We start from the raw sequence: 23,466 nt of genomic DNA, 5'->3' as shown, positions 1-23,466 counted from the left end.
AGGGGTAGGGTGTAGTTATAGCGCAGCGCGCTGAGCCGTGCGACGAATCAGTTCCTCGGCCAGCTGGAGGTGGTTGATCGCCCCCTTGCTGTCCGCATCGTAAAGGAGTGCGGGCAAGCCGTGACTAGGCGCCTCGCTCAACTTAACATTGCGCTGTATGACCGTGTCGAAGACAAGCTGCCCGAAATGCTCCTTGACCTCCTCGTACACTTGATTAGCCAGTCGCAGACGGCTGTCGTACATGGTAAGGAGAAAGCCCTCGATCTCCAGCGCTGGGTTGAGGCGACTCTTGATGATACGTATCGTGTTGAGGAGCTTAGAGATCCCCTCCAGTGCAAAGTACTCGCACTGCACGGGAATGATCACCGCATGGCTAGCGACCAAAGCATTGACCGTGATAATGCCGAGCGAGGGCGAGCAGTCGATGAGGATGTAGTCATACTGATCCACGACAGGGCGGAGCATCTCTCTCATGACGGTCTCCCGCTCCTTAAGCTGGAGCATCTCTATCTCCGCTCCGACCAGGTCAATGTGTGAGGGAAGTATGAAGAGATTGTCTACGTGTGTGGGGCGTACCACCTTGTCGAGCGGTAGACCACCGATGAGGCACTCGTAGATAGTCTCGCTGAGGGTCGTGGAGTTGACACCCAGTCCCGACGAAGCGTTAGCCTGTGGATCGGCATCGACTACGAGTACCTTCTTCTCGAGTACAGCCAAGGAGGCTGCGAGGTTGATCGTAGTGGTCGTTTTGCCGACTCCACCCTTCTGATTAGCAAGAGAGATGATTCTACCCATGATACATATCGGTCATAAATAACGCGTCAAAGCTACAGAATAATCTAGACATAGACGCTTAACTGTTGATAACTTGAATCCCGCAGAATCGCTGCAAAGCAAGGCGCAATGCGGTTTGTAGAGCGTAAAGACGTGTAGCCCGCTGTAGGGACGTACGGAAGTGTCTAGCGGGAGGGCGTCCGTTGTGTCAAGGGTTACAGCGTTGTGGTTTTAACGAAGACGGACGCTCGACCGAGCGTCCCTACAAAGGGTTACTCGTATCGTGCTGCTGGTGTGGCGGATACGAGTTTCAAAATGGTTCCTCGGGCGGAATTCTGGAGTTCTCAGGGAGCTATTCCTTATCCTCCACGGAGGAATGAGAAAATTCTTCGGAACTTTGAAATCTTTCTTCCGAAGTTTCATTTCATTCTTCCGAACTTTTATTTCAAACTTCGGAGGAATTTGGGATTTCCTCGGGAGCTTTTGGAAAATTGCTACCGAAGAATTGGTTTCTAGAGGAGACTGTTGCAAAAGTTTCTAGAGGTGAGCGGTGAGTCGCTTGGCTGGGGCATCGGGACGACCCAAACGCAAGTAGCCCCACTCGGTACTGAGACCAAGCGGGGCTACTAGGCGTGTGTTAGACTTTTATGGTGAGACTAGAGCGGGAGGCTCTGGTCTAGCGGTGTGGCGCTATTACTCGATAGCGATGGTGCGACGAGCCTTCTGCTGATCCTCTTCGCTGATCTTGGGAATCGATAGGGTGAGGACACCGTCGGCCATGCGAGCCTGGATGCGCTCCTCGTCGACATTGTCTGGCAGGATGAGGGTCTGCTCGAACTTGCTGTAGGAGAACTCGCGACGTAGGTAGCGACTCTGCTCGTTGTCGTGCTGCTCCTCCTCGTTGTGGCGCTCCATCGTGATGACTAGGTCGTGCTCCTCGTTGATCTCGATGTTGAAGTCTTCGCGCTTCATGCCTGGAGCTGCGATCTCTACGCGAAATTCCTCGGGAGTCTCTAGTACGTTGATAGCGGGTGCGGTAGCATTGGGTCTTACCATCCAGTTGCTGTCAAATAGGTCGCTCCATAGTGCGGGCCTCCAGTTGTTGTCTCTTCTTGATAGTGTCATAGTTGTATTGATTTTAATAGGTGTTTGTATACTCACTCTGTGCAGGGCCTCTGATCTCTCAGGGTGACCTGCACTAACTATCTAGCAAAGGGTAAGCCAACGGCTGGAAGTGCGACAATTTGTCGCAAAGAAGAAACTAGCAAAGCTACTCAGAGCGCTTAGCACCGCGGGCTAGCTGGTAGAAGACCTCGTCCATCGAGTCACAGTCAAATTGTCGCTTTAAGGCTCGTGGGGTGTCTAGAGCTTTGATTTGACCGTCTACCATGATGGAGATGCGGTCGCAGTACTCCGACTCGTCCATATAGTGTGTGGTGACGAAGACGGTGATGCCCTCGGCGGCTGCGTTGTAGATAAGCTCCCAGAAGCGTCGCCGTGCCACAGGGTCTACGCCTCCCGTAGGCTCATCGAGGAAGACTATCTTGGGGCGGTGAAAGATGGCAACGGAGAAGGCTAACTTCTGCTTCCACCCGAGGGGAAGGCTGCCCACGCGAAGCTTGCGCTGATCGTAGAAGTTGAGCTCCTCAAGGAGTCGCTCCATACGACTCTGTATGATGCGTCGCGAGAGACCGTAGATGCGCCCGTAGAGGAAGATATTCTCCTCGACAGATAGGTAGTCGTAGAGTGAGAACTTTTGGCTCATATAGCCGATGTTGCGCTTGATCAGCTCGGTCTCTTTGCGCACATCATAGCCTGCGACCTCGGCATAGCCTGAGGAGGGCTTGAGGAGTCCGGTGAGCATACGTATGGCGGTGCTTTTGCCAGCACCATTGGCTCCGAGGAAGCCGAAGATTTCGCCAGGCAAGACATCAAAGGTAATCTCATCGACAGCGGTGAAGTCTCCGAAGCGCTTGGTGAGTTTATTGGCCAATATACTATACTCGGTGGAGGGCATGGGCTAGGACTCTTGGGAGATGATGAGGAAGTAGTCCTCGATGGAGGGGGGGATCTTGCGAATGTCTAGCCCCCGCACGCCCTGCTCTAGGAGTCGCATGTGGATCTCCTCGGGGGTGATCACCTGCTCGTCAAAGGTGAAGTGGTGCGCCTCGCCAAAGGCAAAGCTGCTGAGCACGCCCTGGAGGCTGCGCAACTTGAGGAGTAGGTCGCCCATATCCTCTGCGGTGGCGGACCAGAGGGCACGATCCATCTGCGAGACGAGCCCGTCGGGGGTGTCTATGGAGAGGATCTGCCCATCTTTCATCAGGGCAACTTGGTCGCATAGCACTGCCTCGTCCATGTAGGGTGTGCTGACGATCATCGTGATCTCGCCCTGCTCGCGTAGCTTGGAGAGCATCTGCCAGAACTCACGTCGTGAGACGGGGTCTACGCCTGTGGTCGGTTCGTCGAGAAGGAGTAGACGAGGCTTGTGTATGAGTGCGCAGGAGAGCGCTAGCTTTTGCTTCATACCACCTGAGAGCTTGCCAGCGGGGCGCTTTTCGAAGGGAAGGAGCATCTTGTAGATGTCCTCAATGAGGTGGTAATTCTCCTCGACGGTCGTCTTGTAGACGGTGGCGAAGAACTCTAGATTCTCCCGCACGGTGAGATCTTGGTAGAGGGAGAAGCGACCTGGCATATAGCCGATCTGATGGCGCAGCGGGCGGTAGTCGCGCTTGACGTCGTGACCTAGGACGGTGACTGCACCAGCGTCGGGGTTGAGGAGCGTGGCGATGATGCGTATGAGGGTTGTCTTGCCGGCTCCATCGGGCCCGATGAGTCCGAGCAGCTCGCCCTCACGGACGCTGAGGTCGATGCCCTGGAGCGCAACGGTCTTGCCAAAGCTCTTGCATACGCCCTGGCAAGATACTGCTGGTTGGGTCGCCTCCTCTACAGACATAGGTCTAGTGGTCTAGCGCTACACGTCCATACTGTCCGATGCGTAGCTTGCCGTCGTTGGGGACGCGCACCTTGATCGCGTAGATGAGCGAGGCGCGGGCATCGGGTGTCTGGATGTTCTTGGGGGTAAACTCAGCGCGGTCGGAGATCCATACCACTTCTCCTGTGTAAGCTTGCGGCTCCTCCTCGCCCATGTCGCTATAGACGGAGACTTGCTGACCGAGGGTCACCTTTTGGAGTTGCTCTGCTGTGACGTAAGCCCGTAGGTACATTTGCTGGAGATTGGCTAGACGAAAGAGCGGCATGCCTTGTCCTGCGAGCTCACCCTGATGCAGGTAAACGGTGAGCACCGTCCCCGAGATAGGCGCCTTGATGAAGCTTCGAGAGATCATCTGGTCGACTTGACTCTCTTGTACAGAGAGCGCATTTCCGCTCCCTGTGGCGGAGCGGTTTTGCTGTCCGATGGTAGCTCGTGCGGCAGCTATTTGCCCCTGGACAGCGGAGATCTTGGCATCGATCTCGTCTAGCGTGCGCTGAGCCATGATGCCACGAGCCACGAGTGGGGCGTAGCGGTCACGCTCTTTGCGGAGCGCTTTGAGTTGAGCCTCTAGAGGCGCTACCTGTGTCGCTGCATTGGTATGTCCCGCTGCATTGACTGTCGCCTGCTGCGTGTCGACGAGGTCTTTCTGTAGCGCCAGGAAGGTGGTATCGATCAAGCCTACGACCTGTCCCTCCTCTAGCTGGTCTCCCTCAGAGACATCTAGACGAAGCAACTCGCCAGAGGTGGTCGCTGAGACGACGATCTCGTCTGCCTCAAAGATGCCTTGGGCGGAGTAGTCGCTACTGTGGTCTTTGCAACCCCACGAGAGGAGGAGGGTGAGGAGGAAGAGGTAACCTATATATCGCTTAGCGTGTGTCATCTTATTGGTCAATGAGAGAAAAAAAGGAAGGGACGTATCAAAGGTAAAGAAAGTTTTTGAGAGAAGCGGGAATATCGCCTTTGAGTTCCTCGCGCGAACCTTGCCACGCGACCTGCCCTTTGTCTAGATATAGGATGTGATCAGCGACAGTCTTGATGGAGTTCATGTCATGCGTGTTGATGACTGTCGTGATCTGGTACTCCTCGGTGAGCTCTTTGAGGAGCTTGTCTATCGAAGCCGAGGTGGTGGGGTCTAGTCCAGAGTTTGGCTCATCGCAGAAGAGGTAGTGCGGGTTGAGCGCTACGGCTCGAGCTATGGCGACGCGCTTCATCATACCGCCACTGATCTCGGAGGGAAACTTGCGCTGAGCACCCTCTAGTCCGACTCGATCGAGGAGTGCCATCGCATGAGCTTTGCGCTCTCGTGGCGAAAGCTTGGAGAAGAGCTGGAGCGGGAAGAGGACATTCTCTAGAACGGTCATACTATCGAAGAGTGCCGACCCCTGAAAGAGCACACCGGTCACTTGCCTTAGTTGTTTGAGTTGCTCCTTAGACAAGAGCGTCATGCTGTGCCCGTCGAAGAGGATCTCGCCCGAGGTGGGCTGTATGAGACCTATGAGGCACTTGAGCATGACGGTCTTGCCAGCGCCACTGCGTCCGATGATGCAACTGATGCTTCCTGGCTTAAAGGTGGCGTTGATCTGGTTTAGCACCTCCTTTCCGTCAAACTCTTTGCAGAGCTCCCTGACCTCTATGATCTTAGTTCCTTTGCTCTCTGTCATACCTACATAAACAATAGACTGGTGAGTACGACATCGGCGAGGAGGATGAGTACGCAGCTTGAGACTACCGCATTGGTGCTGGCGCGTCCTACGCCGAGGGCTCCTCCCTTGACCGTATAGCCGAAGTAGCTAGCGCCCGATGAGATGATGAAGGCGTAGACGAGCGACTTGATGATGGAGTAAAAGATGTTGCGAGTGACAAAGAAAGTCTGCAGTCCCATCTCAAAGTCTGACGGCGTGATCGTGGGAATGAAGTAAGTCGCCAAGTATCCGCCCACTAGCCCTGTAGACATGCTGATGACGCTCAGTACGGGGATGAATAGCATGAGCCCGAGGATCTTGGGGAGGATGAGGAAGTTGGCCGAGTTGACCCCCATAATCTCCATAGCGTCGATCTGCTCCGTCACACGCATGGTGGCTAGCTCTGAGGCGATGCTGGAGCCGACCTTACCTGCGAGGATGAGACACATGATAGAGGAGGAGAACTCGAGAAACATGATCTCGCGACTGGCATACCCTATGGTAAAGTGCGGGATGAGTGGCGAGTTCATATTGATCGACAGCTGGATCGTGATGACCGTGCCAATGAAAAAGCTGATGATCACCACGATCCATATGGAGTCAAGGCCATACTTAGCGATCTCACGGATCAGCTGCTTGAAGAAGATGCCCCACTTCTTCGGCCGTCTGAAGACCTGCGCCATGAGGAGTGTGTACTCGCCCATGACACTGAGCGCATTGCTGATCGGTTTAGCCATAGCTTAGCGGACTCGGATGGTGCTTAGCTCCTCCCCGCACACCTATGCGGACTGAGCCTTCGAGAGCTGCTTGGGATGAAAGAGTAGCAAGAAGAGGACTCCCGTCACGAGCGCATAGCCAGCGAAGATGTACCAGACAGTCGTCCAGTCGGTCACCTTAGCTATGGTAAAGTGCTCTACAACCCAGCCCGCACCTAGCGAACCGATGACGACACCGAGCCCGTTGGTCATCAAGAGGAAGAGCCCCTGAGCACTGGCTCGCATTGAGGGCGAGACGGACTGATCGACAAACATGGAGCCAGAGATGTTGAAGAAGTCAAACGCCATCCCGTAGACTACCATGGATAGAACGAGTGCGATGATGCCTGGCATCCCAGGGTCGCCTATGCCAAAGAGTCCGAAGCGTAGGAACCTCGCAGCGAAGCTCATCGTCATCACACCCTTGATACCAAAGCGCTTTAAGAAGAATGGGATCGCTAGAATAAAGAGCGTCTCCGAGATCTGGGAGAGCGACAGTAAGATGTTAGGATACTTGACCGCAAAGCTATCGGCATACTCAGCGACCCCCTTGAAGTGGTCGAGGTACATATTGCCGTAAGCATTGGTCACCTGTAGCGCTGCGCCGAGGAGTATGCAGAAGGTAAAGAAAACCGCCATCTGCCTATTCTTAAAGAGCACCAGAGCGTCCAGCCCTAGGATGGATAGGAGCGAGCGACGTCCCTCTTGAGCCTTCTTGACTCCGTGCGGTACTGCTGGTAGTGTCCAGGCATAGATCGCTAGGGCGATGGCGGCAAAGGCGCCTAGATTGAACTGCATCGGGCTGTCCATCCACTTAAATAGGTTGACCAGCCACATCGCTACGATGAAGCCGATGGTACCCCAGACACGTATCGGTGGAAAGTCCTTGACGATGTCAGCCTGTACCGTGCCGAGTGCATGATAAGCGACCGTATTGGAGAGCGATAGGGTCGGCATGAAGAAGAGGTTGACCCCAAAGATGACTAGCCAGGTGGTCGCAAAGGGTGTCCCTACGGGTAGGAAGCCGACAGCGATCAGGCAGGCACCCGTCAGTAAGTGGCAGATCGAGAGCAGACGCTCAGCGCCGATCCATCGGTCAGCGATGATACCAGTCAGTGCGGGCGTGATGATCGCTGCAAAGCCTGCCGTAGCAAAGAGCCCGCCGACCTCCTGTCCGTCGTACTGCATTACATTGCCCATGTAGCGTCCCATAGAGATGAGCCATGCCCCCCAGATGAAGAACTGGAGGAAGTTCATCACGATCAGTTTGAGCTTGATCTGTTCCTTTTCTTTAGTCATACCTTTAGTCGCTAATGTGTCTCTTCTGAGGCTTATCGCCGATTGTAAAACCCAGTCCCGATGACGCCCAGCTTGAATTCCTTAGCACCCCACTTGAGCTGTACGGCTGAAGGGTAGAGCAGGTTGGTTATAGCAACTGTCTGTCCAGCTGAACTGGGCGTCGATGCTAGTTCCGTGGCTACGGGGATCAGGAGTAGCTCTAAGTCTTTTGTGACGCGATGGGTGCCATCCGCATCGGTCACCATATTGCCCCGCATATGCGCCTCAATGAGGTGACTTATATTGCTAAACGTATAGTTGCGCTCCAAGACGCTGTATCGTCCAGAGACAAAGGCCGTCGAGGCGACCAAGGGATCGTTGATACTCCTCGCAAAGAAGTGCGCCACACTATCCTTCGGTATGAGGAGTAGCTGAGGGGGTGGGTTGAAGTGGGTATCTACATTGGGGACATCTACGGCTATCTGTAGCTTGCCCTCGTTGATTACCCAGCCAAAGTCCTTTTTATCCTTGCTCATCTTCTCGTACTCGTGGAGCAGTCGGCTGAGCTCCTCCTTGCTACAGGAGAGCTTGGTCACGACACCTGCAGGAGATTTAATGTAAGTCTTGCCGTCAGGAGAGGGCTTTTTGAGGAGCTTCTCCAGGTAGCTGTGCTTGAGGCTGTTTAGAGCGTAGAGGCTCTTGTTGTTTGTAAAGATCTCCCACGTAGGCTTGTAGACTGTCGAGTCCACACCTTTGGACGACTTTTGCTTAGTCTCATAGGTGTAGAAGATGCGGAGAGCCGTCGAGTAGACAGAGATGACATGTCCCGTGCCCGTTGTTGTGGTGACGTAGAGGCCACGGAGTAGATTGGACTCAAAGGCTTCTTGCGAGGCAAACCACTCGGGATGCTCACGAGAGGCTTTGAGAAAGCGCTCTCCCAGCTCATTCGGCACACGTATCGTAAGCCCTTTGACTCTTGTCGTGTCGGAGGGGCGGTAAGTCAGTTCGCCGAGTAGCTTAGCCCCCTGCGTATAAGGTGTCAAGTCATCTACCGAGTAGCGACTCTTGGGTAGTGGCTTGGTAATCTCATAGACCTGAGCTTTGCCCCAAGTGGTCGTATCACCGACACCACTGTAGTAAGAGAGTATGATGTTGACCGAGTCAATGCGATCGTTGACCGGCTTACGAGAGAACGTGAAGCCTGGAGCACACTGCAAGCGGTTGATATAGGAAGCCTCAAAGTCTCCAAAGACTGGGTCAGATATCTGCCCCAGCAGTGAGATAGCACTACGACTATATATAGAGTCTAGAGGTATCGTCTCGGCACGAAAGATGAGTGAGTCGCCACGCGCCGTCACGAGGTCTCGCTCGGGGCGTAGACTCCCTCCGAGGGTAGAGTAAGCATCATTGCAAGAGGTCAGTCCTAGAGTGCATAAGATGCAGATCAGGAGGGGCGTCTGAAGGATATGTAGTAAAGTGCGATTCATAGATTCAGTCTAAGTGTCAGGAGCTCGGTCTATAGTCCCAGTATAGTAGCTAGAGACCACCAAAAAAGCACCAAACAAGTAATCTAGCTCCAAAGGTAAGGAAAAAAACGATTTGACCGTACATGTGCCCTAGCTGACGCATGATAATCCTCTCCTCTAGGGACGACATACGATGACCTCCAAGGAATATAGGGGTGTTTCCTAGCTCTAGAGCGCTATAGACTCACTTGATAGCAACTCCTACATCTCCGCTGATTGCAATTTCTTACGAGGAAATCGAAAATCTCCAGCGAGGAAGCGAAAATTCTCCACGGAACCGGGAAATAAAAGTTCGGAAGAATGAAATGAAACTTCGGAAGAAAGATTTCGAAGTTCCGAAGAATTTTTTGATTCCTCCGTGGAGATTTGGTGATCTCCACCGAGGAATTGCTCGATTTCCTTGATAGTAGCGTAGGTGAACTCATCCTATATCATCTGTCAACTCTGCAGTCGATGCCTAAGACGCAAGAAAAAGCACCGCCTGCGTAGGAGTGACCTTTGCGGGCGGTGCTTTAGTTATGTAGACTAGAGGTAGATCGACTTACTGCTTCTTGTCGAGCAGGTTGCGGATCTCCGTCAGTAGCTTGACCTCGTCAGAGGGCTCGGGAGCTGGTGCTGCGGGCTCCTCGTGCTTTCTCCTCAGACTGTTGATCGCACGGATCATGATGAAGATGACTAGTGCGATGATGAGGAAGTCAACAACGTTCTGTATGAAGAGTCCATAGTTGAGCGTAGTCGCTGAGACGATCTCCTCGCCAAACTCATTGAACTCAGCGGGCTTGATCTCATAGGCTAGCTCGGTGAAGTTGATACCTCCCGTAAAGAGCCCAATGATAGGCATCAAGATGTCATCAACGAGTGAGGAGACAATCTTGCCAAAGGCTCCTCCGATGATGATACCGACAGCCATGTCCATGACGTTGCCCCGGAGGACAAACTCTTTGAATTCTTTTTTGAAGCTTGCCATAATATCGTTTATTTAGTTAGTTCATCAATGATCTCTGGGGTGCAGGCGCAGAAAGCTGGGATTAGGTTACGGTCACCAAATCCGTTGTCTATGCGAGAGACATTGACCCAAAACTTGTTATCCTCGAGATAGGGTAGTGCGAAGGCGGCTTGCTTGCGGGTGTAAGCGTGATGCCACTCGTCGGCACAGACCTCGTACTGGGGGTGAGGAGCGTTTTTGATCACATTGTCCTCAGCGTCTGCCTTGCCTGAGGCGATATCCTGTGCCTCTTGGTAGATCTGATTCATCACAGCGACAAAGCGATCGAGCTCAGCCTTGCTCTCGCTCTCGGTCGGCTCGATCATGAGCGTACCGTGAACGGGGAAAGAGACCGTCGGAGCGTGATAGCCGAAGTCCATCAGACGCTTAGAGATGTCGCCCTCGTCGACGCCTGCCTGAGCCTTGACACCACGACAGTCGAGGATCATCTCGTGTCCGACGAAGCCACGGTCGCCCGTGTAGACGACACCGTAGTTGTCTTGGAAGCGTGCCTTCAGATAGTTGGCATTGAGGATCGCCATAGCGGTCGCTTGACGTAGACCTTCGTAGCCTAGTAAGCGAATGTAAGCGTAGGTAATCACAATCACACCAGCACTACCGTAGGGGGCTGCTGAGACTTGGTTCGTACCGTCAGACCAGCGCTCCACATGCTTAGGTAGATGGGGTACTAAGTGCTCTGCTACGCAGATCGGACCGACACCAGGTCCACCACCACCGTGGGGGATGGCGAAGCTCTTGTGCAGGTTCAGGTGGCAGACGTCAGCTCCCATATAGCCTGGATTGGTCCAGCCGACCTGTGCATTGAGGTTGGCACCGTCCATGTAGACCTGTCCGCCGATCTCGTGGATGCGGTCGATGATGGTGCGGATGTTGCTCTCGAAGATACCGTGCGTACTTGGATAAGTGATCATGATGGCTGCGATACGATCCTTGTACTGCTCGGTGAGCTCCATAAAGTGATCCATATCAATGTCCCCATTGTCGGCCGTGCGAATGGTGATCGTGTCAAAGCCTGCCTGTACAGCACTCGCGGGGTTGGTACCGTGTGCAGAAGCGGGTAGGATGATGAGGTCACGAGCGCCCTGACCCGTAGCCTGTAGATAGCTACGGATGACACGCAGACCAGTGTACTCACCCGCAGCACCTGAGTTGGGCTGGAGCGAAGCACCCTTCATACCAGTGATCTCGCAGAGGAGAGCGGATAGGTTGCGTATCATCTCTAGGTAGCCTTCGACTTGGTCGTCGGGAGCGTAGGGGTGGATATAGGCAAACTGTGGATTGCTTAGCTGAGCCACCTCCGAAGCCGCATTGAGCTTCATGGTACAGGAGCCTAGCGAAATCATTGACTGAGCGAGCGAGATGTCCTTGCGGTCTAGTCGCTTGATGTAGCGCATCAGCTCGGTCTCGGAGTGATACTTCTGGAAGGTCTCATACTGTAGGAAGTCACTCTGACGAGCGAACTTCTTATCAAAGTAAACCTTCGTGTCGTCTACCTCAACGCCCTCGATGTCTCCCTCTTTGCCCTGAAGCTGCGAGAAGATGTAGAGGAGGACTGAGAGGTCGCTCTCGAGCGTGGTCTCGTCGATGCTGATACCGATGTGACGACCATCCTCGTAGTAGCGCAGGTTAACCTGACAGTCGAGGGCGATCTCACGGAGCTTCTCAGCCGAAAGCCCTTCGGGAAGCTCGATGTATAGGGTATCGAAGAAGTTATCGTTGAGCTGCTTGTAGCCCATCGCTACGAGTTGCTCGGCTAGATAGCCCGCATAAGCGTGGATACGGTGAGCGATGTCACGTAGTCCCTCGGGACCGTGGTAGACAGCGTAGAAGCTACTCATCGTAGCCAGCAGAGCTTGTGCCGTACAGATGTTGCTGGTGGCACGCTCACGCTTGATGTGTTGCTCGCGCGTCTGGAGAGCTAGGCGGTAAGCGGAATGACCGTAGGTATCTTTGGAAATGCCGATGATACGTCCAGGGATGGTGCGCTTGAAGTCCATCGTCGAGGCAAGATAGCCCGCGCTAGGTCCGCCGAAGTACATCGGGATACCGAAGCGCTGAGCCGATCCGAAGACGATGTCTGCGCCCCACTCGCCTGGAGGCGTGAGTAGTACGAGACTCATCAGGTCGGCCGCTACGGCAACACGTGTACCAGTAGCTTTGGCACGTTCCATAAAGTCGTGGTAGCAGTGGATGCTTCCCTTTTCGTCTGGGTACTGGATGATAGCTCCGAAGACTTTGTCCGTAAAGTCAAAGGTCTCGTAGTCGCCTACGACGATCTCCATGCCCTGCTGGGGCACACGTGTCTGGATGACCGCCTGCGTAGAGGCGAAGACACGCTTGTCTATGAAGAGCTGGTTGGCACCAGCCTTCTTTTGCTCTCTCGAACGCTCGTTGTAGAGCATGAGGGCAGCCTCGGCACCTGCGGTAGCTTCGTCAAGTAGCGAGCAGTTCGTCAGAGGTAGTCCCGTCAGGTCGGTGATGACCGTCTGGAAGTTAAAGAGCGCCTCAAGACGACCCTGCGATACCTCAGCCTGGTAAGGTGTGTAGCTGGTGTACCAAACGGGATTCTCTAGGACATTGCGGATGATAGGCTGTGGGGTTACGGTATCGTACCAGCCCATACCGATGTATGAGGTGAAGATACGGTTGCGAGACCCTAGCTCGAAGAGATGCTCGCTGAGCTCACGCTCGGTCATAGGCTCAGGTAGGTCAAGTGGCTTCTCGAGGAAGATCCCCTCGGGGTAGACCTTGTGCATCAGCGCATCAACGCTGTCTACGCCGACGACCCTGAGCATCTCGGGCAGGTCAGCCTCGGAGATGCCTATGTGACGATAGGCAAAGTTTCTTGTATCCATCTAGTTTAGTTGATATAAGGGTTATTGATTTTTTCGTTGTGTATGGTAGTGTGCGGTCCATGCCCAGGGTAAACGATCGTGTCGTCTGGTAGGGGACGCAGTTGAGTCTTGATGCTGTGCAGAAGCGTCTGGTAGTCGCCTCCTGGTAGGTCGCTACGACCGATGTCGCCTCTGAAGAGTACGTCGCCCGTGAAGACGATATGCTCGCTCGGTAGGTAGTAGGCGACGTGTCCTGCTGTGTGTCCTGGTACGAAGAGGTTGTAGATAGCTATCTCGCCCAGTCGTAGCGGTTGATCGCTCGGTAGAGGGCGTATCTGAGACAGGTCGAAGGCTTCCTCTGGTACCTCAAAGCCCCAAGCACGCATCTGCGCTTCGGGAGAGACAGCCTGTGCTAGCTCGACAGGGTGCGCATAAGCCTTTGCCTCGGGGAAAGCTTGGAGTGCCCAGGGTAAGCCCCAGAGATGGTCAAAGTGTAGGTGCGTGAAGAGGAGCAGATCTACACTTAGTCCCCACTGCTCAATGCGCTGTGCGAGGCGCTTCTGCTCGCTCACGGTGGCGCATCCGCAGTCGATGATGGCTGCGTGGCCGTCGTTGGTCGAGAGGAGGTAAGTGTTTTCCTGTATGATGTTACATACGAATGTAGATACTTCGCAGTTCATGGGTCTTTTTCTGTTAGTTGGTTCGTTTGCCCTGCTTAGCGACATAGACGATCCATTTGTCCTGATAGTAGTCAGGGTAGTCCGCCAGTGTAGAAATCGCTGTGAGTTGCGCGGTCACGCCCGCCTGCGCTATCTCCTCGCTGAGGTCACCACCCTTGAGACAGTAGATGCCAGTGCGTGGAGCCGTGGAGCCGTGGAGCATATGCTGTGTGTACTTATGGAGGAGCTCTAGAGGCATCGCCGCACGAGACACGACGTAGTCGCAGCACAGGTCGCAACTCTCGACGCGCGTGTGATGCGTAGAGACATTGGTCAGACCTATCTCGTCAGCGATGGACTGAGCGACGTGGAGCTTCTTGGCGATGCTGTCGATCAGCAGGAACTGGTACTGAGGAAATAGGATAGCTAGCGGGATGCTGGGGAAGCCTCCGCCACAGCCCACGTCGGCGATGGTGAAACTCGTTGGCTCGTCGGGTAGGAGCCAGGCGAGCGCCAGCGAGTGCATCACGTGGTGCAGATAGAGATTGTCAATGTCTCGTCGGGAGATGACGTTGATGCGTGCGTTCCACTCTCGGTATAGCGGATAGAGAGCGGTCAACTGCTGTGTGGCAGTTGGTGAGAGCGCAGGAAACTGCCTCAGGAGCCTATCCAATTGCTCCGTGGGGGTAGTAGTTGGTGTGATGGGCATCTCTAGGGCGCACGGTTAATAGCAGGAGGGTACATCGTATCCCTCCACAAATGTACAAAAAAAGAGCACACCCCACAGTGTCGTGAGTTGTGCTCTTAATCTCTTTGTGCTGTACCTCCGACTGGAAGTATCAGTAAAGTCTTAGGAAGCTGTCTAGTCCCTTTAGTCTAGTTAGTCTACGAAGGTGAGCTGTCCGTCGGTGCCTACGTCTAGCGTGATAGGCTTCGTGCGCTCTACGGTGCCTGCTAGGAGTGCCTTCGAGAGCTCGTTGAGGACGAGACGCTGTATGACACGCTTGACAGGACGTGCGCCAAACTCGGGATCGTAGCCCCGCTCGGAGAGTAGATCGATGGCGGCGTCGCTGTAGTGGAGCGTCACGCCATTTTCCTGTAGTGTACGAGCCACCTTGTCAAGCTGTAGCCGTACGATCTGAGCGATCTGAGCCTTCGTCAGCGGTGTGAAGACGATGGTTTCATCGATACGGTTGACAAACTCAGGACGGATCGTCTGCTTGAGTAGCGTCTTGACCTCCTCTTCGGTCCGCTCAATGACCTCTTCACGGTTCTGCTCGTCGATGTGCTCGAAGTTGTGACGGATCAGGTCGGAGCCGAGGTTGCTGGTCATGATGATGATCGTGTTCTTGAAGTTGACCACATGACCCTTATTGTCGGTCAGCCTACCATCGTCCAGTACTTGGAGGAGTAGGTTGAAGACGTCAGGGTGTGCCTTCTCAATCTCATCAAAGAGCACGACCGAGTAAGGCTTACGCCTGATCGCCTCGGTGAGCTGACCACCCTCATCGTAGCCGACATAGCCAGGAGGTGCACCGATCAGACGAGTGGCGCTAAACTTCTCCTGATACTCGCTCATATCGATACGGGTCATCATGTGCTCATCGTCAAAGAGGCACTCAGCCAAGGCTCGAGCCACTTCTGTCTTACCGACACCTGTCGTGCCGAGGAAGATAAAGGAACCGATCGGCCTATTGGGATCCTGTAAGCCAGCACGACTACGACGCACCGCATCTGCAATGGCAGTGATCGCCTCATCCTGACCAACGACACGCTTGTGTAGCTCGTCCTCTAGGTTGAGGAGCTTGTCGCGCTCGCTCATGAGCATACGACTGACAGGTATGCCAGTCCAGCGAGCTACGATGTCAGCGATGTCTTCGGCTGTCACCTCTTCGGTGATCAGTGCGGTACCAGAGGCACGCTGCTCGGCAAGCTTCTGATTGATCTGGGCTATCTGATCGTCTATCTCTTTGAGCCGTCCGTAGCGTAGCTCAGCAACACGACCGTAGTCGCCTAGTCGCTCCGCTTTGTCCGCCTCAATAGTGGCTTGCTCACGCTCGACTTTCAGTTGCTGCGCTTCATTGACTAGATCTTTCTCGCCGTGCCACTGAGCAGCCAGCGCATTGCGCTCTTCCTCGAGGTCAGCTATCTGCTTAGAGAGTGCAGCCAGCTTAGGCTCGTCGTGCTCGCGCTTGATCGCTTCACGCTCTATCTCTAGCTGCTTGATACGACGCTCCAACTCATCTAGCTCCTCGGGCATTGAGTCAATCTGGATGCGTAGTCGTGCGGCAGCCTCGTCCACAAGGTCGATCGCCTTGTCGGGAAGGAAGCGGTCGGTGATGTATCGCTCGCTCAACTGTACGGCTGCTAGGATAGCATCGTCCTGGATACGCACCTTGTGGTGGTTCTCGTAGCGCTCCTTCAGACCTCTTAGGATAGAGATACTGCTCATCTCATCTGGTTCGTCGACCATTACCATCTGGAAGCGACGCTCGAGCGCCTTGTCCTTCTCAAAGTACTTGCGGTACTCATCAAGGGTGGTGGCACCGATGGCCCGTAGCTCACCACGAGCGAGGGCGGGCTTGAGGATGTTTGCCGCATCCATAGCGCCTTGCGAAGCGCCCGCACCAACGAGCGTGTGGATCTCATCGATGAAGAGGATCACCTCACCGTTGGAGGCGGTCACCTCGTTGACGACTGACTTGAGACGCTCCTCAAACTCTCCCTGATACTTCGCACCTGCGATGAGAGCACCCATATCAAGTGAGTAGATGAGCTTGTCCTTGAGGTTCTCTGGCACGTCGCCACGTATGACACGATGCGCTAATCCCTCGGCGATAGCGGTCTTACCGACACCTGGCTCACCGACGAGGATAGGATTATTCTTCGTACGGCGAGAGAGGATCTGTAGGACACGACGTATCTCTTCGTCACGACCTATGACAGGGTCTAGCTTGCCCTCACGAGCTCGCTCGCAAAGGTTGATCGCATACTTGCCAAGGGCGTTGTACTGCTGATCGCTCGTGGCGGAGTCTACCTTGCGCCCCTTGCGCAGCTCACGGATTGCGCTCTCAGCGTCGGCGTAGTTCAAGCCTGCATCTAGGAGTAGCTGACGAGCTTCACTGGATACCTTGAGAAGAGCTAGGAGAATATGCTCTACAGCGATGTATTGGTCACCCATATCGCTAGCTATCTGCTCCGACTGGGTGAGCACTTGGTTCGTCTGGTTGGAGAGGTAAGGCTCTCCTCCAGAAACGTGAGGCAGACGCTCTAGTTGCTGCGCTACGGCCTGCTCGATCTGGTGCATGTAGGCACCCGCCTTGGTAGCGACATACTCAACGACATCACGTCCCTCACGTAGCAACGCATCCAGGAGACAGATCGGCTCTAGAGCCTGATGCCCCTGCTGGCGCGCTTGGGCGATCATCGTTTGGATCACCCGTTGGGATTTAATGGTGTACTTATCTATGTTCATGTTTTTAAGGTTTGATTCTGACTATCTCAAGCAAGTGATGTGCCATTGGACAAAATGTCACGCATTGGTGTCTTGAGCTCACACAAAAGAAGAGAAGGCAAGCACACTTCGCTTACCTCCTCTTACTATTATATATAAAGGTATCTTGATTGGCCGCTTACCTCTTCGGTGCTGTAGAGGTGGCAATCTGTAGTCTCAGACCGAAGCCAGCTCCATCGGAAGCAGGCACAGACTGGATGCAAAGCCACAAGTCACCTTCGGGGTATCGGCCTCTACAGTAAGCATTGAAGAGTGGCCCTTTCTTGTCATCCTTTGTCATCCTAAAGTCTTCGGTAAAGCCGTACCCCTGAGCGATACTCTTGAGTAGATTGTAAGCTTCGCTGTCTTTGCCTTTTTGGTACGCTTTGATGAGAATGTCTTCATTGGATAGATAGGCGGTGAAGAGTAGCAGGAAAGATCGATCCGTACGACCAGGTGTGTATCTGTAAGCGATGCGCTTGATGTAGCGTATGTCGGTATAATTGTCTCCTTGACTCGGGGCGATAAAGGAGAGTGCGTAGGAAGGGCTCCTAGGTACCTTACGATCACCTTCCAAGAGCCAATCTTTAGCTTCGTTTGCCTCCTGTATCTCATCCTTGCGTTGCTCTATCTCCGCAAGGATTGGTATGTAGATTGGGACAAATCGTCTGTCGGTGTCATCAGCTCCTATATATCTCTTGGCATCAATCTGGACGGCGGGCAAGACTTGGACAGGAACGGTGACACGCGCTTCGCCAGCAGCTATAGTTATAGTACAGTGCCCTTCAGCCACGGCGGTTACTAAGCCTTGGTTGCTGACGGTGGCGACGGTCTCATTTGTCGACTTGTAGGTGTATCGCAGTGTCGCATCGGCGGGTGTCGCCGAGACGCTCAGCTGTGCATGCTTCCCTATCCGTAATGAGAGCCTATCGGGTGTGACGGATAGCGTCGTCTGAGTAGGCTCCGTGGATGGCTTCGGCTTTTCGCCTGGCTCCTTGTGACAAGCTATGAGCGAGAGCATCAGAGCTAGGAGTAAAGCGCTTAATGGTAGTGTTTTGATGAACATATGGTTGGTCTTAGGGGATCTAGAGAATCTCTCTGTCTGAGTGGTACAAAGGTAGAAAAAACAAATCACTTGTCGCACTGTGCCCTTTGGCGGAAATGAACTTAATACAAAAGGAGACCTACACACTCTTTGGTGTAAGTCTCCTTCGGTATGGTTAGACTGCTATTGCTATGGACTAGCTATAGGCAGACCGGAGTTGTATTACTAGTAGATGACGTCCATGTCTACACGACGAGCGTCAGTTCGCTTGCTGGGAGTCGTATCAACACCGTTATCGTAGCGCTTGATAGCTGCTGCGGGTACGCCTGCTGCTTGGAGTGCCTTGATGACACTAGCAGCACGCTTGGCAGCGAGTCTATTGTTGAAGGCTACAGGACCATCGATACTAGCATAGCCGTATACGAGGACGAGTGCGCGTGGATCGCCGATGACAAAGTCAGCGACGTTACGTACGGCCTCGAGACCCTCTGCGTTGAGAACGTCCGAATTGACCTTAAAGAAGACGCTACGACTGAGCTGTACGTTGTTACGTGAGCGATCCTGGTGGATCACCCGACGGTTGTCGTAGTTGTACACAGGAGCCTGTGCGGGAGCCTTCTCTAGCTCATCAATCTGCTGACGTAGTGCTGCCAGCTGCTGAGCTATCTGATCATCGTTACGCTGCGGATTTTGCTGAGCCTCCTTGAGGCGAGCCAGCTCATCTTCGAGTGCTTTGATCTTGTCAGCATCGTTAGCGACTGGAGCCCCTTGAGCACCCTGAGTGACAACTAGGTTGCTGCTCCCAGCAGGATAGTAGAGCTGTCCTCCCCAGCTGATAGGCTGTCCAGCCTGCATGGCGGGCTGTGCGAAGGTGGGGACGGAAGCCTTCATCGCATTCAGGTTGTGATACTGCAGTAGTAGGTAGAGGAGGTCTCTATCCTTGTCATCCGTGATGGTTATGTCACGTTGCTGTGCATGTGGACAAGCTGGCTTTCTCACTTCCTCGGTAGCGTCATTCTCTTCGGCAGCTGTGACGATAGCATTGACGAGCGTGGCTAGCTCCTGCTTGGTCATAACCACCACTTTCTCACGTCTGTCACGCTCGCCCTTGTCGACACGCTCTGTGCGGTCGCGCTTCTGGCGAGGTGCCTGACGCTTGTCTTGCTGTGCCTCCACAGAAGTGGAGACAGCAGCAGACAGAAGGATCACGCACAGCCCGACTATTATTGATTTCTTAGTCATACTGTTGTAGTGATAAATGATTAGAAGTAGAAGCGATATCCGAGAGATATGCTATGATTGCGTAGTGAGTGACGGAAGCCGTAGTCTAGGAAGACGGCACTGTTGAGCTGTGGTAGCTTGTAAGCTGTACCTAGGAGGAAGTTAGCACCGAGCTTGGTGTCTGTAAACCAACCGATACCAGCACCTAGGTAGGGTACGAAGTCGCCTAGCTCCTTAAAGTTGAAGTTGTAAGCTACATTACCAGATACACCGATGGTGGTCTTCTTGCCAAAGCCTACGAAGAGCTCAGGGATGAAGTCAAGGTTGGTGTTGCTGATAGGCATGTAAGCACGAGCGCCTACGGCAAAAGTGCTGATGAGGTTTGCATCCTGAGGCTTAACAAGGTTCGTACCGATGAGTAGACCTACAGAGTTAAGACGTACGAGGCTGTTAGAGTCGTTGTCAGCTGGAGTAGCGTCAGCACTAGGCGTTGTCGTAGCAGGAGTCGTATAGGCAGGATGTGTAGGAGGCGTTACGATCGTCGTGGTCGTAGCGGGCTGCTGTGTACGCACCTGCTCGCTCTGCTCGATCTTTCTGTCCAGTGCGTCAAGACGGTTGAGGATCTCCTCGTTTTGCTTAGCTATCTGCTCGTTGTCTTGAGCCTCTGTAGCCTGAGCTGCAGCTTTAGGGCACTGAGCAGCTTGCTGCTGGAGCATCTGCTGCTGAGCGACATACTGAGGAGAGTTGCCGATGAGGGCATGTACTAGCTCGCGCTCTAGAGGTGTGAGTGCGTCATCGTTAGGCTGACGGTGGAACTGTCCCTTGGACTTGCACTGATCCTTAGACTTGCACTTACTATGCTCGGTCTTAGTAGCCTTGTTGCGGTCGATGATACGCTGTGCCATCTCCTCGATCTCCTCTGGAGTCATGCGTACGTACTCGTCATCGTTGTCCTGACCATAGTAGTAGTACTCACGGATCTCGTTGACGCGATCTTGTGTCTCTGTGCTCTCCTCTGTGTCAAACTGATAGTGACGAGCTGGCTTGCCTAGGTTAAAGCGTACACCGAACTGGTAAGCCACGTTCTTAGCAAGGATCTCAGACTTATTCGTGACAGAAGTTGTCTTGACACCAGGAGCAGGGTGTGCGATGAAGTTGGCACTACCGAACACGCTGATATAGCGGAAGAGGGGTACCTCAAGACCGACACCTGCCATAGCGAAGACTACGTCGTGTAGGTTAGCCTTGTCTAGCTCAGTAGCCTTCTCAGAGAGCTTGGCGTCGAGGTAACCAGCACCGAGGTTGACGTAAGGCGTCACACCACGAGGTAGGTTGAGGCGACCGGTGAAGTAACCACCATACATAGCACGCTCCTTGTCAAACTTGAAGTTGGGCTTCTTACCGGGTTGACCAGCCTGATAGTAGAATGCGCGAACACCGAAGGTGCTATTGAAGTCAAGACCGAGCTGACCACCGTAGAACCATGAGTCACGGCTATTCCAGTAAGAGTTCTTGTTGAAGTCCATGTAGAGCATAGAAGGCTCAACAGTGAAGACCATACCACGGAAGCCGTTAGAGAAGAACTTCCTGTAAGCACGGCTTACCTCATTGCCACCTGTGGGGTTGTAGCCACCGAGATAGATGGAGAGACCAGCACGAGCTGAGAAGTTGTTCATCAGAGCTAGACCGTTCTTGTCTGCCTTAGCCTTGGTGATGTCGACGTATGGGTTAAGTAGGTCCGTGCGGAAGCCTAGATAGTTACCCGATAGGTTGAGGGCAACACGACGAGTGAGGTTGATCTTGAAGCCTAGAGCTCCAGAGAAGTATAGGTGATCAGCCTTCATCATCTCGATCTTGTCATCAGCGATGGGGAGCTCATACTTCATGTTTTGTACACCACCTCCTACGAGTACGTAGGGAGCTAGGATGTAGCCGTCGAGGAGGTTGAACTTGAGCTCAGCTCCGTAGCGCTCAATGTCGATTCTGCGATCAGACATTTTGTTTTGGAAGACGGGATCAATGTTCCACTGTCCGCCATTGAGCTTAGAGTTGATGCCGAAAGAGCGGTCATAGACACCGCGTAGCTCTACGATAGGACCAAAGCCGAAGCCTGCGCGTACGCCCCAAAACATGGCGTTATCGATGTTGAGGGCTTTGTCGAGGAACTGATACTCGACGCCACCACCGACGGTGACGCTAGCATCCTTGACCTGTGCCTTGGCTACGTTGAAGCTCAGAAGAGCTACAAGAGCCGTACATAGTAATAGGATCTTTTTATTCATAGGTTGAACTATTAAGTTGATTGATAATGCTAAGTGATTGGTGTAGGAATATGGTAACCCTAATCCCTCCAAAAAGCGAGGCAAATGTCTCTCAAAAGTGTCTGAACGGGGAAGTAGATCACCTATCCTATCGCCAAAGGTATAAAAAAACAGCGACACGGCACAACTTTTGTCCAAACAATTTGACGTTTTCAGTGATGTTTGATAGCTCTATAACCTGCTCTAGTAGTAGCTTTGGAGTAGTAGTGCTACAGAGGGTGCTCATACCCTTGCACAAACTCACTTTATAGCCAATCCTAGATCTCTGCTGATGGCAATCTCTCCCGAGGAAATCGGAAATCTCCACGGAGCAAACGAAAATTCTCCACGGAACCGGGAAATAAAAGTTCGGAAGAATGAAATGAAACTTCGGAAGAAAGAAATCAAAGTTCCGAAGAATTTCTCCTTTTCTCGCTGGATAATCAAAGATCTCCACGGCGAAATTTGAGATTTCCTATGCGTAGATGCTACAGAAGTTGTTACATCTCTCCATTCCTGCAAGTTGGATCTATTTTGAAGAATTGGGGAGGTCAGGTCTGACGCAATTGCTCCGTTAGGAGCCACACATTAGCGACAAGCGAGACTTGGATGAATTCATTATATAGTATTGCTGTCCGACTACTCGACTTCGACCAAACTACAGTTTTCTTCGTAGGAAACTCTAGTTTCATACCTAGAAAACTCTAGTTTCATGCCTAGGAAACTCTAGTTTCATACTTAGGAAACTTTAGTTTCATGCCTGGGAAACTTTAGTTTCACCCAAGTGGTACTGATAGTTAGCTCATTTCTGCAGAACGATCTACCTGATGCCCCCTCAAAAAGCTTTCACTGGGCAGCAATAACTATATATAATGCGTCACCCCTATTGGGGAGGCCCGAAATGAGTACGGGGAGTCGGTTATTTATTACCTTTGCCAGCGCAAGTGTTAACAACTAAAAACCTGATAAAATGAAGCAGTGTGGTTTTTTTTACTGTAAGGGCTTAGCAAAGCTGTCTTGCCTAGTGGCTTCGCTTCTACTTTTGCTAGCTAGTTGCTATATGCCCAAGAGCGAGGTCAGTTGCAAGAACTTTGTTTTTGAGACTTTATCCCCACGCTATTTGTCTGTAAACGAATACCAATCTAGGAGTCGTTTAGACACGCTGACAGAGGCAGAGGCGTTGAGACCACGCACCTTCAAGTGTCGGGTAGTGGATGGTCAAATTCGCAATGTCGACTATCTTACCCTCACAGGAGTGAATACGGACAATGGCTGGTTTTTTGGTAAAGAGATCGGGGATACGGCTTATTATCGTCGCATCCCTGTCGTTCAGCGTGAAGATCTATATTTTAAGAAGAAGTACACCAAGTATTATATCCCTGATCGGGCTCTCTACTGGGAGTTTCAAGATATATCCATCGTGAGTAATAATGCCAGCTTTGGTGCAGACTATCCTGTCGGAAGTGACCTAACCCCAATTATTCTCTTTGGCTTTCCCTCCCTTATGGAGTTCATAGAGAACGGCTACAAAGGTCCCTATACCACCGAGCATCTCATACGAGCTAACGACAAGGAGGCGTGGGCTAACCTTAAAGTGTTTGAGACGGGCAAGCCTACGCTCATTATTGACCGACTACCAACGGAGGTGATAGATGGTGGTAAGCCTACAATTACTATCCGTATGAAGTTCATCGATAAGGGAGCTATCCTCAAGAATAAGAATGCTTCCTGGGATCAATATATGGAGATTCGGGATGATATCAAACCGTTCAAAGAGACCTTCGACCTGCCAGTCACGCTACAACTAGACATTCAGCAGTAGACGCACGGATCGAAAAGTCGTTCTAAAGAGGGCTAACTTCTCTTTTGAGAGGAGTCAGCCCTTGTTCTATACCTTA

At 52.9% G+C, this 23,466-nt stretch carries 18 protein-coding genes; 1 reads left to right on the top strand and 17 read right to left on the bottom strand.

Annotated elements, in window-relative coordinates; all coding sequences use genetic code 11:
* Positions 1–15: 15 nt before the first annotated feature.
* The 17 genes from PORUE0001_RS08510 to PORUE0001_RS08430 all read right to left on the bottom strand — a co-directional run bounded on the left by PORUE0001_RS08510 (position 16) and on the right by PORUE0001_RS08430 (position 21,550).
* Complete coding sequence (locus tag PORUE0001_RS08510; RefSeq protein ID WP_007365989.1) at positions 16–795, bottom strand: ParA family protein; 780 nt, start codon at positions 793–795, stop codon at positions 16–18.
* 672 nt (positions 796–1,467) lie between these two features.
* A complete protein-coding gene (locus PORUE0001_RS08505; protein ID WP_039865826.1) occupies positions 1,468–1,899 on the bottom strand; it encodes an Hsp20/alpha crystallin family protein in 432 nt (143 codons plus the stop codon).
* Between the two features lie 145 nt (positions 1,900–2,044).
* Positions 2,045–2,791 carry an ABC transporter ATP-binding protein gene (locus tag PORUE0001_RS08500; RefSeq protein WP_007366010.1) on the bottom strand — a complete coding sequence of 249 codons (747 nt, stop codon included), beginning with the start codon at positions 2,789–2,791 and terminating at the stop codon, positions 2,045–2,047.
* A 3-nt stretch (positions 2,792–2,794) separates the two neighbouring features.
* Complete coding sequence (locus PORUE0001_RS08495; RefSeq protein WP_007365993.1) at positions 2,795–3,730, bottom strand: ABC transporter ATP-binding protein; 936 nt, start codon at positions 3,728–3,730, stop codon at positions 2,795–2,797.
* Positions 3,731–3,734: 4 nt separating this feature from the next.
* Positions 3,735–4,649: an HlyD family secretion protein gene (locus tag PORUE0001_RS08490; protein ID WP_007365987.1), complete on the bottom strand. Its 915-nt coding sequence runs from the start codon at positions 4,647–4,649 to the stop codon at positions 3,735–3,737.
* Positions 4,650–4,686: 37 nt separating this feature from the next.
* On the bottom strand, positions 4,687–5,430 hold the full coding sequence (locus tag PORUE0001_RS08485) for an ABC transporter ATP-binding protein (RefSeq protein ID WP_007366048.1): 744 nt from the start codon (positions 5,428–5,430) through the stop codon (positions 4,687–4,689).
* Positions 5,431–5,432: 2 nt separating this feature from the next.
* Positions 5,433–6,188, bottom strand: coding sequence for an MlaE family ABC transporter permease (locus PORUE0001_RS08480; protein WP_007365992.1), 756 nt, complete (start codon positions 6,186–6,188; stop codon positions 5,433–5,435).
* A gap of 42 nt (positions 6,189–6,230) precedes the next feature.
* Positions 6,231–7,505, bottom strand: a complete 1,275-nt coding sequence (locus PORUE0001_RS08475; RefSeq protein WP_007366016.1) for a nucleoside permease — start codon at positions 7,503–7,505, stop codon at positions 6,231–6,233.
* A gap of 32 nt (positions 7,506–7,537) precedes the next feature.
* Positions 7,538–8,971: a DUF4270 domain-containing protein gene (locus PORUE0001_RS08470; RefSeq protein WP_007366028.1), complete on the bottom strand. Its 1,434-nt coding sequence runs from the start codon at positions 8,969–8,971 to the stop codon at positions 7,538–7,540.
* A 580-nt stretch (positions 8,972–9,551) separates the two neighbouring features.
* Positions 9,552–9,977, bottom strand: a complete 426-nt coding sequence (gene mscL / locus PORUE0001_RS08465; protein ID WP_007366057.1) for a large-conductance mechanosensitive channel protein MscL — start codon at positions 9,975–9,977, stop codon at positions 9,552–9,554.
* An 8-nt stretch (positions 9,978–9,985) separates the two neighbouring features.
* Positions 9,986–12,871, bottom strand: a complete 2,886-nt coding sequence (gcvP, locus tag PORUE0001_RS08460; RefSeq protein ID WP_007366038.1) for an aminomethyl-transferring glycine dehydrogenase — start codon at positions 12,869–12,871, stop codon at positions 9,986–9,988.
* A 5-nt stretch (positions 12,872–12,876) separates the two neighbouring features.
* A complete protein-coding gene (locus tag PORUE0001_RS08455) occupies positions 12,877–13,530 on the bottom strand; it encodes an MBL fold metallo-hydrolase (protein WP_007366035.1) in 654 nt (217 codons plus the stop codon).
* 13 nt (positions 13,531–13,543) lie between these two features.
* The gene (gene rsmG, locus PORUE0001_RS08450; protein WP_007366026.1) at positions 13,544–14,218 is read right to left on the bottom strand and encodes a 16S rRNA (guanine(527)-N(7))-methyltransferase RsmG; all 675 of its coding nucleotides are present in this window, start codon (positions 14,216–14,218) and stop codon (positions 13,544–13,546) included.
* A gap of 171 nt (positions 14,219–14,389) precedes the next feature.
* Positions 14,390–16,984 (bottom strand): ATP-dependent chaperone ClpB, encoded by a 2,595-nt coding sequence (gene clpB / locus PORUE0001_RS08445; RefSeq protein ID WP_007366014.1) that lies wholly within the window; start codon positions 16,982–16,984, stop codon positions 14,390–14,392.
* Between the two features lie 157 nt (positions 16,985–17,141).
* Positions 17,142–18,068, bottom strand: a complete 927-nt coding sequence (locus PORUE0001_RS08440; protein ID WP_007366041.1) for an Ig-like domain-containing protein — start codon at positions 18,066–18,068, stop codon at positions 17,142–17,144.
* Between the two features lie 204 nt (positions 18,069–18,272).
* On the bottom strand, positions 18,273–19,289 hold the full coding sequence (locus PORUE0001_RS08435; RefSeq protein WP_007366019.1) for an OmpA family protein: 1,017 nt from the start codon (positions 19,287–19,289) through the stop codon (positions 18,273–18,275).
* Between the two features lie 20 nt (positions 19,290–19,309).
* Entirely contained in the window at positions 19,310–21,550 is a 2,241-nt protein-coding gene (locus PORUE0001_RS08430; protein ID WP_007366001.1) for an outer membrane beta-barrel protein, read from the bottom strand.
* A 1,078-nt stretch (positions 21,551–22,628) separates the two neighbouring features.
* Between PORUE0001_RS08430 and PORUE0001_RS08425 the strand changes: the two genes are divergently transcribed.
* Positions 22,629–23,390, top strand: coding sequence for a hypothetical protein (locus PORUE0001_RS08425; protein ID WP_007366005.1), 762 nt, complete (start codon positions 22,629–22,631; stop codon positions 23,388–23,390).
* Positions 23,391–23,466 lie beyond the last annotated feature (76 nt).

The sequence above is a fragment of the Porphyromonas uenonis 60-3 genome (genome assembly GCF_000174775.1).
In the GTDB taxonomy this organism is placed as follows: domain Bacteria; phylum Bacteroidota; class Bacteroidia; order Bacteroidales; family Porphyromonadaceae; genus Porphyromonas; species Porphyromonas uenonis_A.
This window is presented reverse-complemented; position numbering and strand designations above follow the sequence as displayed.

What these genes read in the sequence shown, in the direction of transcription:
- clpB (WP_007366014.1), bottom strand. Translation starts at nt 16,984, where the DNA reads ATGAACATAGATAAGTACACCATTAAATCCCAACGGGTGATCCAAACG.
- gcvP (WP_007366038.1), bottom strand. Translation starts at nt 12,871, where the DNA reads ATGGATACAAGAAACTTTGCCTATCGTCACATAGGCATCTCCGAGGCT.
- PORUE0001_RS08475 (WP_007366016.1), bottom strand. Translation starts at nt 7,505, where the DNA reads ATGACTAAAGAAAAGGAACAGATCAAGCTCAAACTGATCGTGATGAAC.
- PORUE0001_RS08480 (WP_007365992.1), bottom strand. Translation starts at nt 6,188, where the DNA reads ATGGCTAAACCGATCAGCAATGCGCTCAGTGTCATGGGCGAGTACACA.
- PORUE0001_RS08425 (WP_007366005.1), top strand. Translation starts at nt 22,629, where the DNA reads ATGCCCAAGAGCGAGGTCAGTTGCAAGAACTTTGTTTTTGAGACTTTA.
- PORUE0001_RS08485 (WP_007366048.1), bottom strand. Translation starts at nt 5,430, where the DNA reads ATGACAGAGAGCAAAGGAACTAAGATCATAGAGGTCAGGGAGCTCTGC.
- PORUE0001_RS08470 (WP_007366028.1), bottom strand. Translation starts at nt 8,971, where the DNA reads ATGAATCGCACTTTACTACATATCCTTCAGACGCCCCTCCTGATCTGC.
- PORUE0001_RS08505 (WP_039865826.1), bottom strand. Translation starts at nt 1,899, where the DNA reads ATGACACTATCAAGAAGAGACAACAACTGGAGGCCCGCACTATGGAGC.
- PORUE0001_RS08430 (WP_007366001.1), bottom strand. Translation starts at nt 21,550, where the DNA reads ATGAATAAAAAGATCCTATTACTATGTACGGCTCTTGTAGCTCTTCTG.
- PORUE0001_RS08455 (WP_007366035.1), bottom strand. Translation starts at nt 13,530, where the DNA reads ATGAACTGCGAAGTATCTACATTCGTATGTAACATCATACAGGAAAAC.
- PORUE0001_RS08440 (WP_007366041.1), bottom strand. Translation starts at nt 18,068, where the DNA reads ATGTTCATCAAAACACTACCATTAAGCGCTTTACTCCTAGCTCTGATG.
- mscL (WP_007366057.1), bottom strand. Translation starts at nt 9,977, where the DNA reads ATGGCAAGCTTCAAAAAAGAATTCAAAGAGTTTGTCCTCCGGGGCAAC.
- PORUE0001_RS08435 (WP_007366019.1), bottom strand. Translation starts at nt 19,289, where the DNA reads ATGACTAAGAAATCAATAATAGTCGGGCTGTGCGTGATCCTTCTGTCT.
- PORUE0001_RS08500 (WP_007366010.1), bottom strand. Translation starts at nt 2,791, where the DNA reads ATGCCCTCCACCGAGTATAGTATATTGGCCAATAAACTCACCAAGCGC.
- rsmG (WP_007366026.1), bottom strand. Translation starts at nt 14,218, where the DNA reads ATGCCCATCACACCAACTACTACCCCCACGGAGCAATTGGATAGGCTC.
- PORUE0001_RS08510 (WP_007365989.1), bottom strand. Translation starts at nt 795, where the DNA reads ATGGGTAGAATCATCTCTCTTGCTAATCAGAAGGGTGGAGTCGGCAAA.
- PORUE0001_RS08490 (WP_007365987.1), bottom strand. Translation starts at nt 4,649, where the DNA reads ATGACACACGCTAAGCGATATATAGGTTACCTCTTCCTCCTCACCCTC.
- PORUE0001_RS08495 (WP_007365993.1), bottom strand. Translation starts at nt 3,730, where the DNA reads ATGTCTGTAGAGGAGGCGACCCAACCAGCAGTATCTTGCCAGGGCGTA.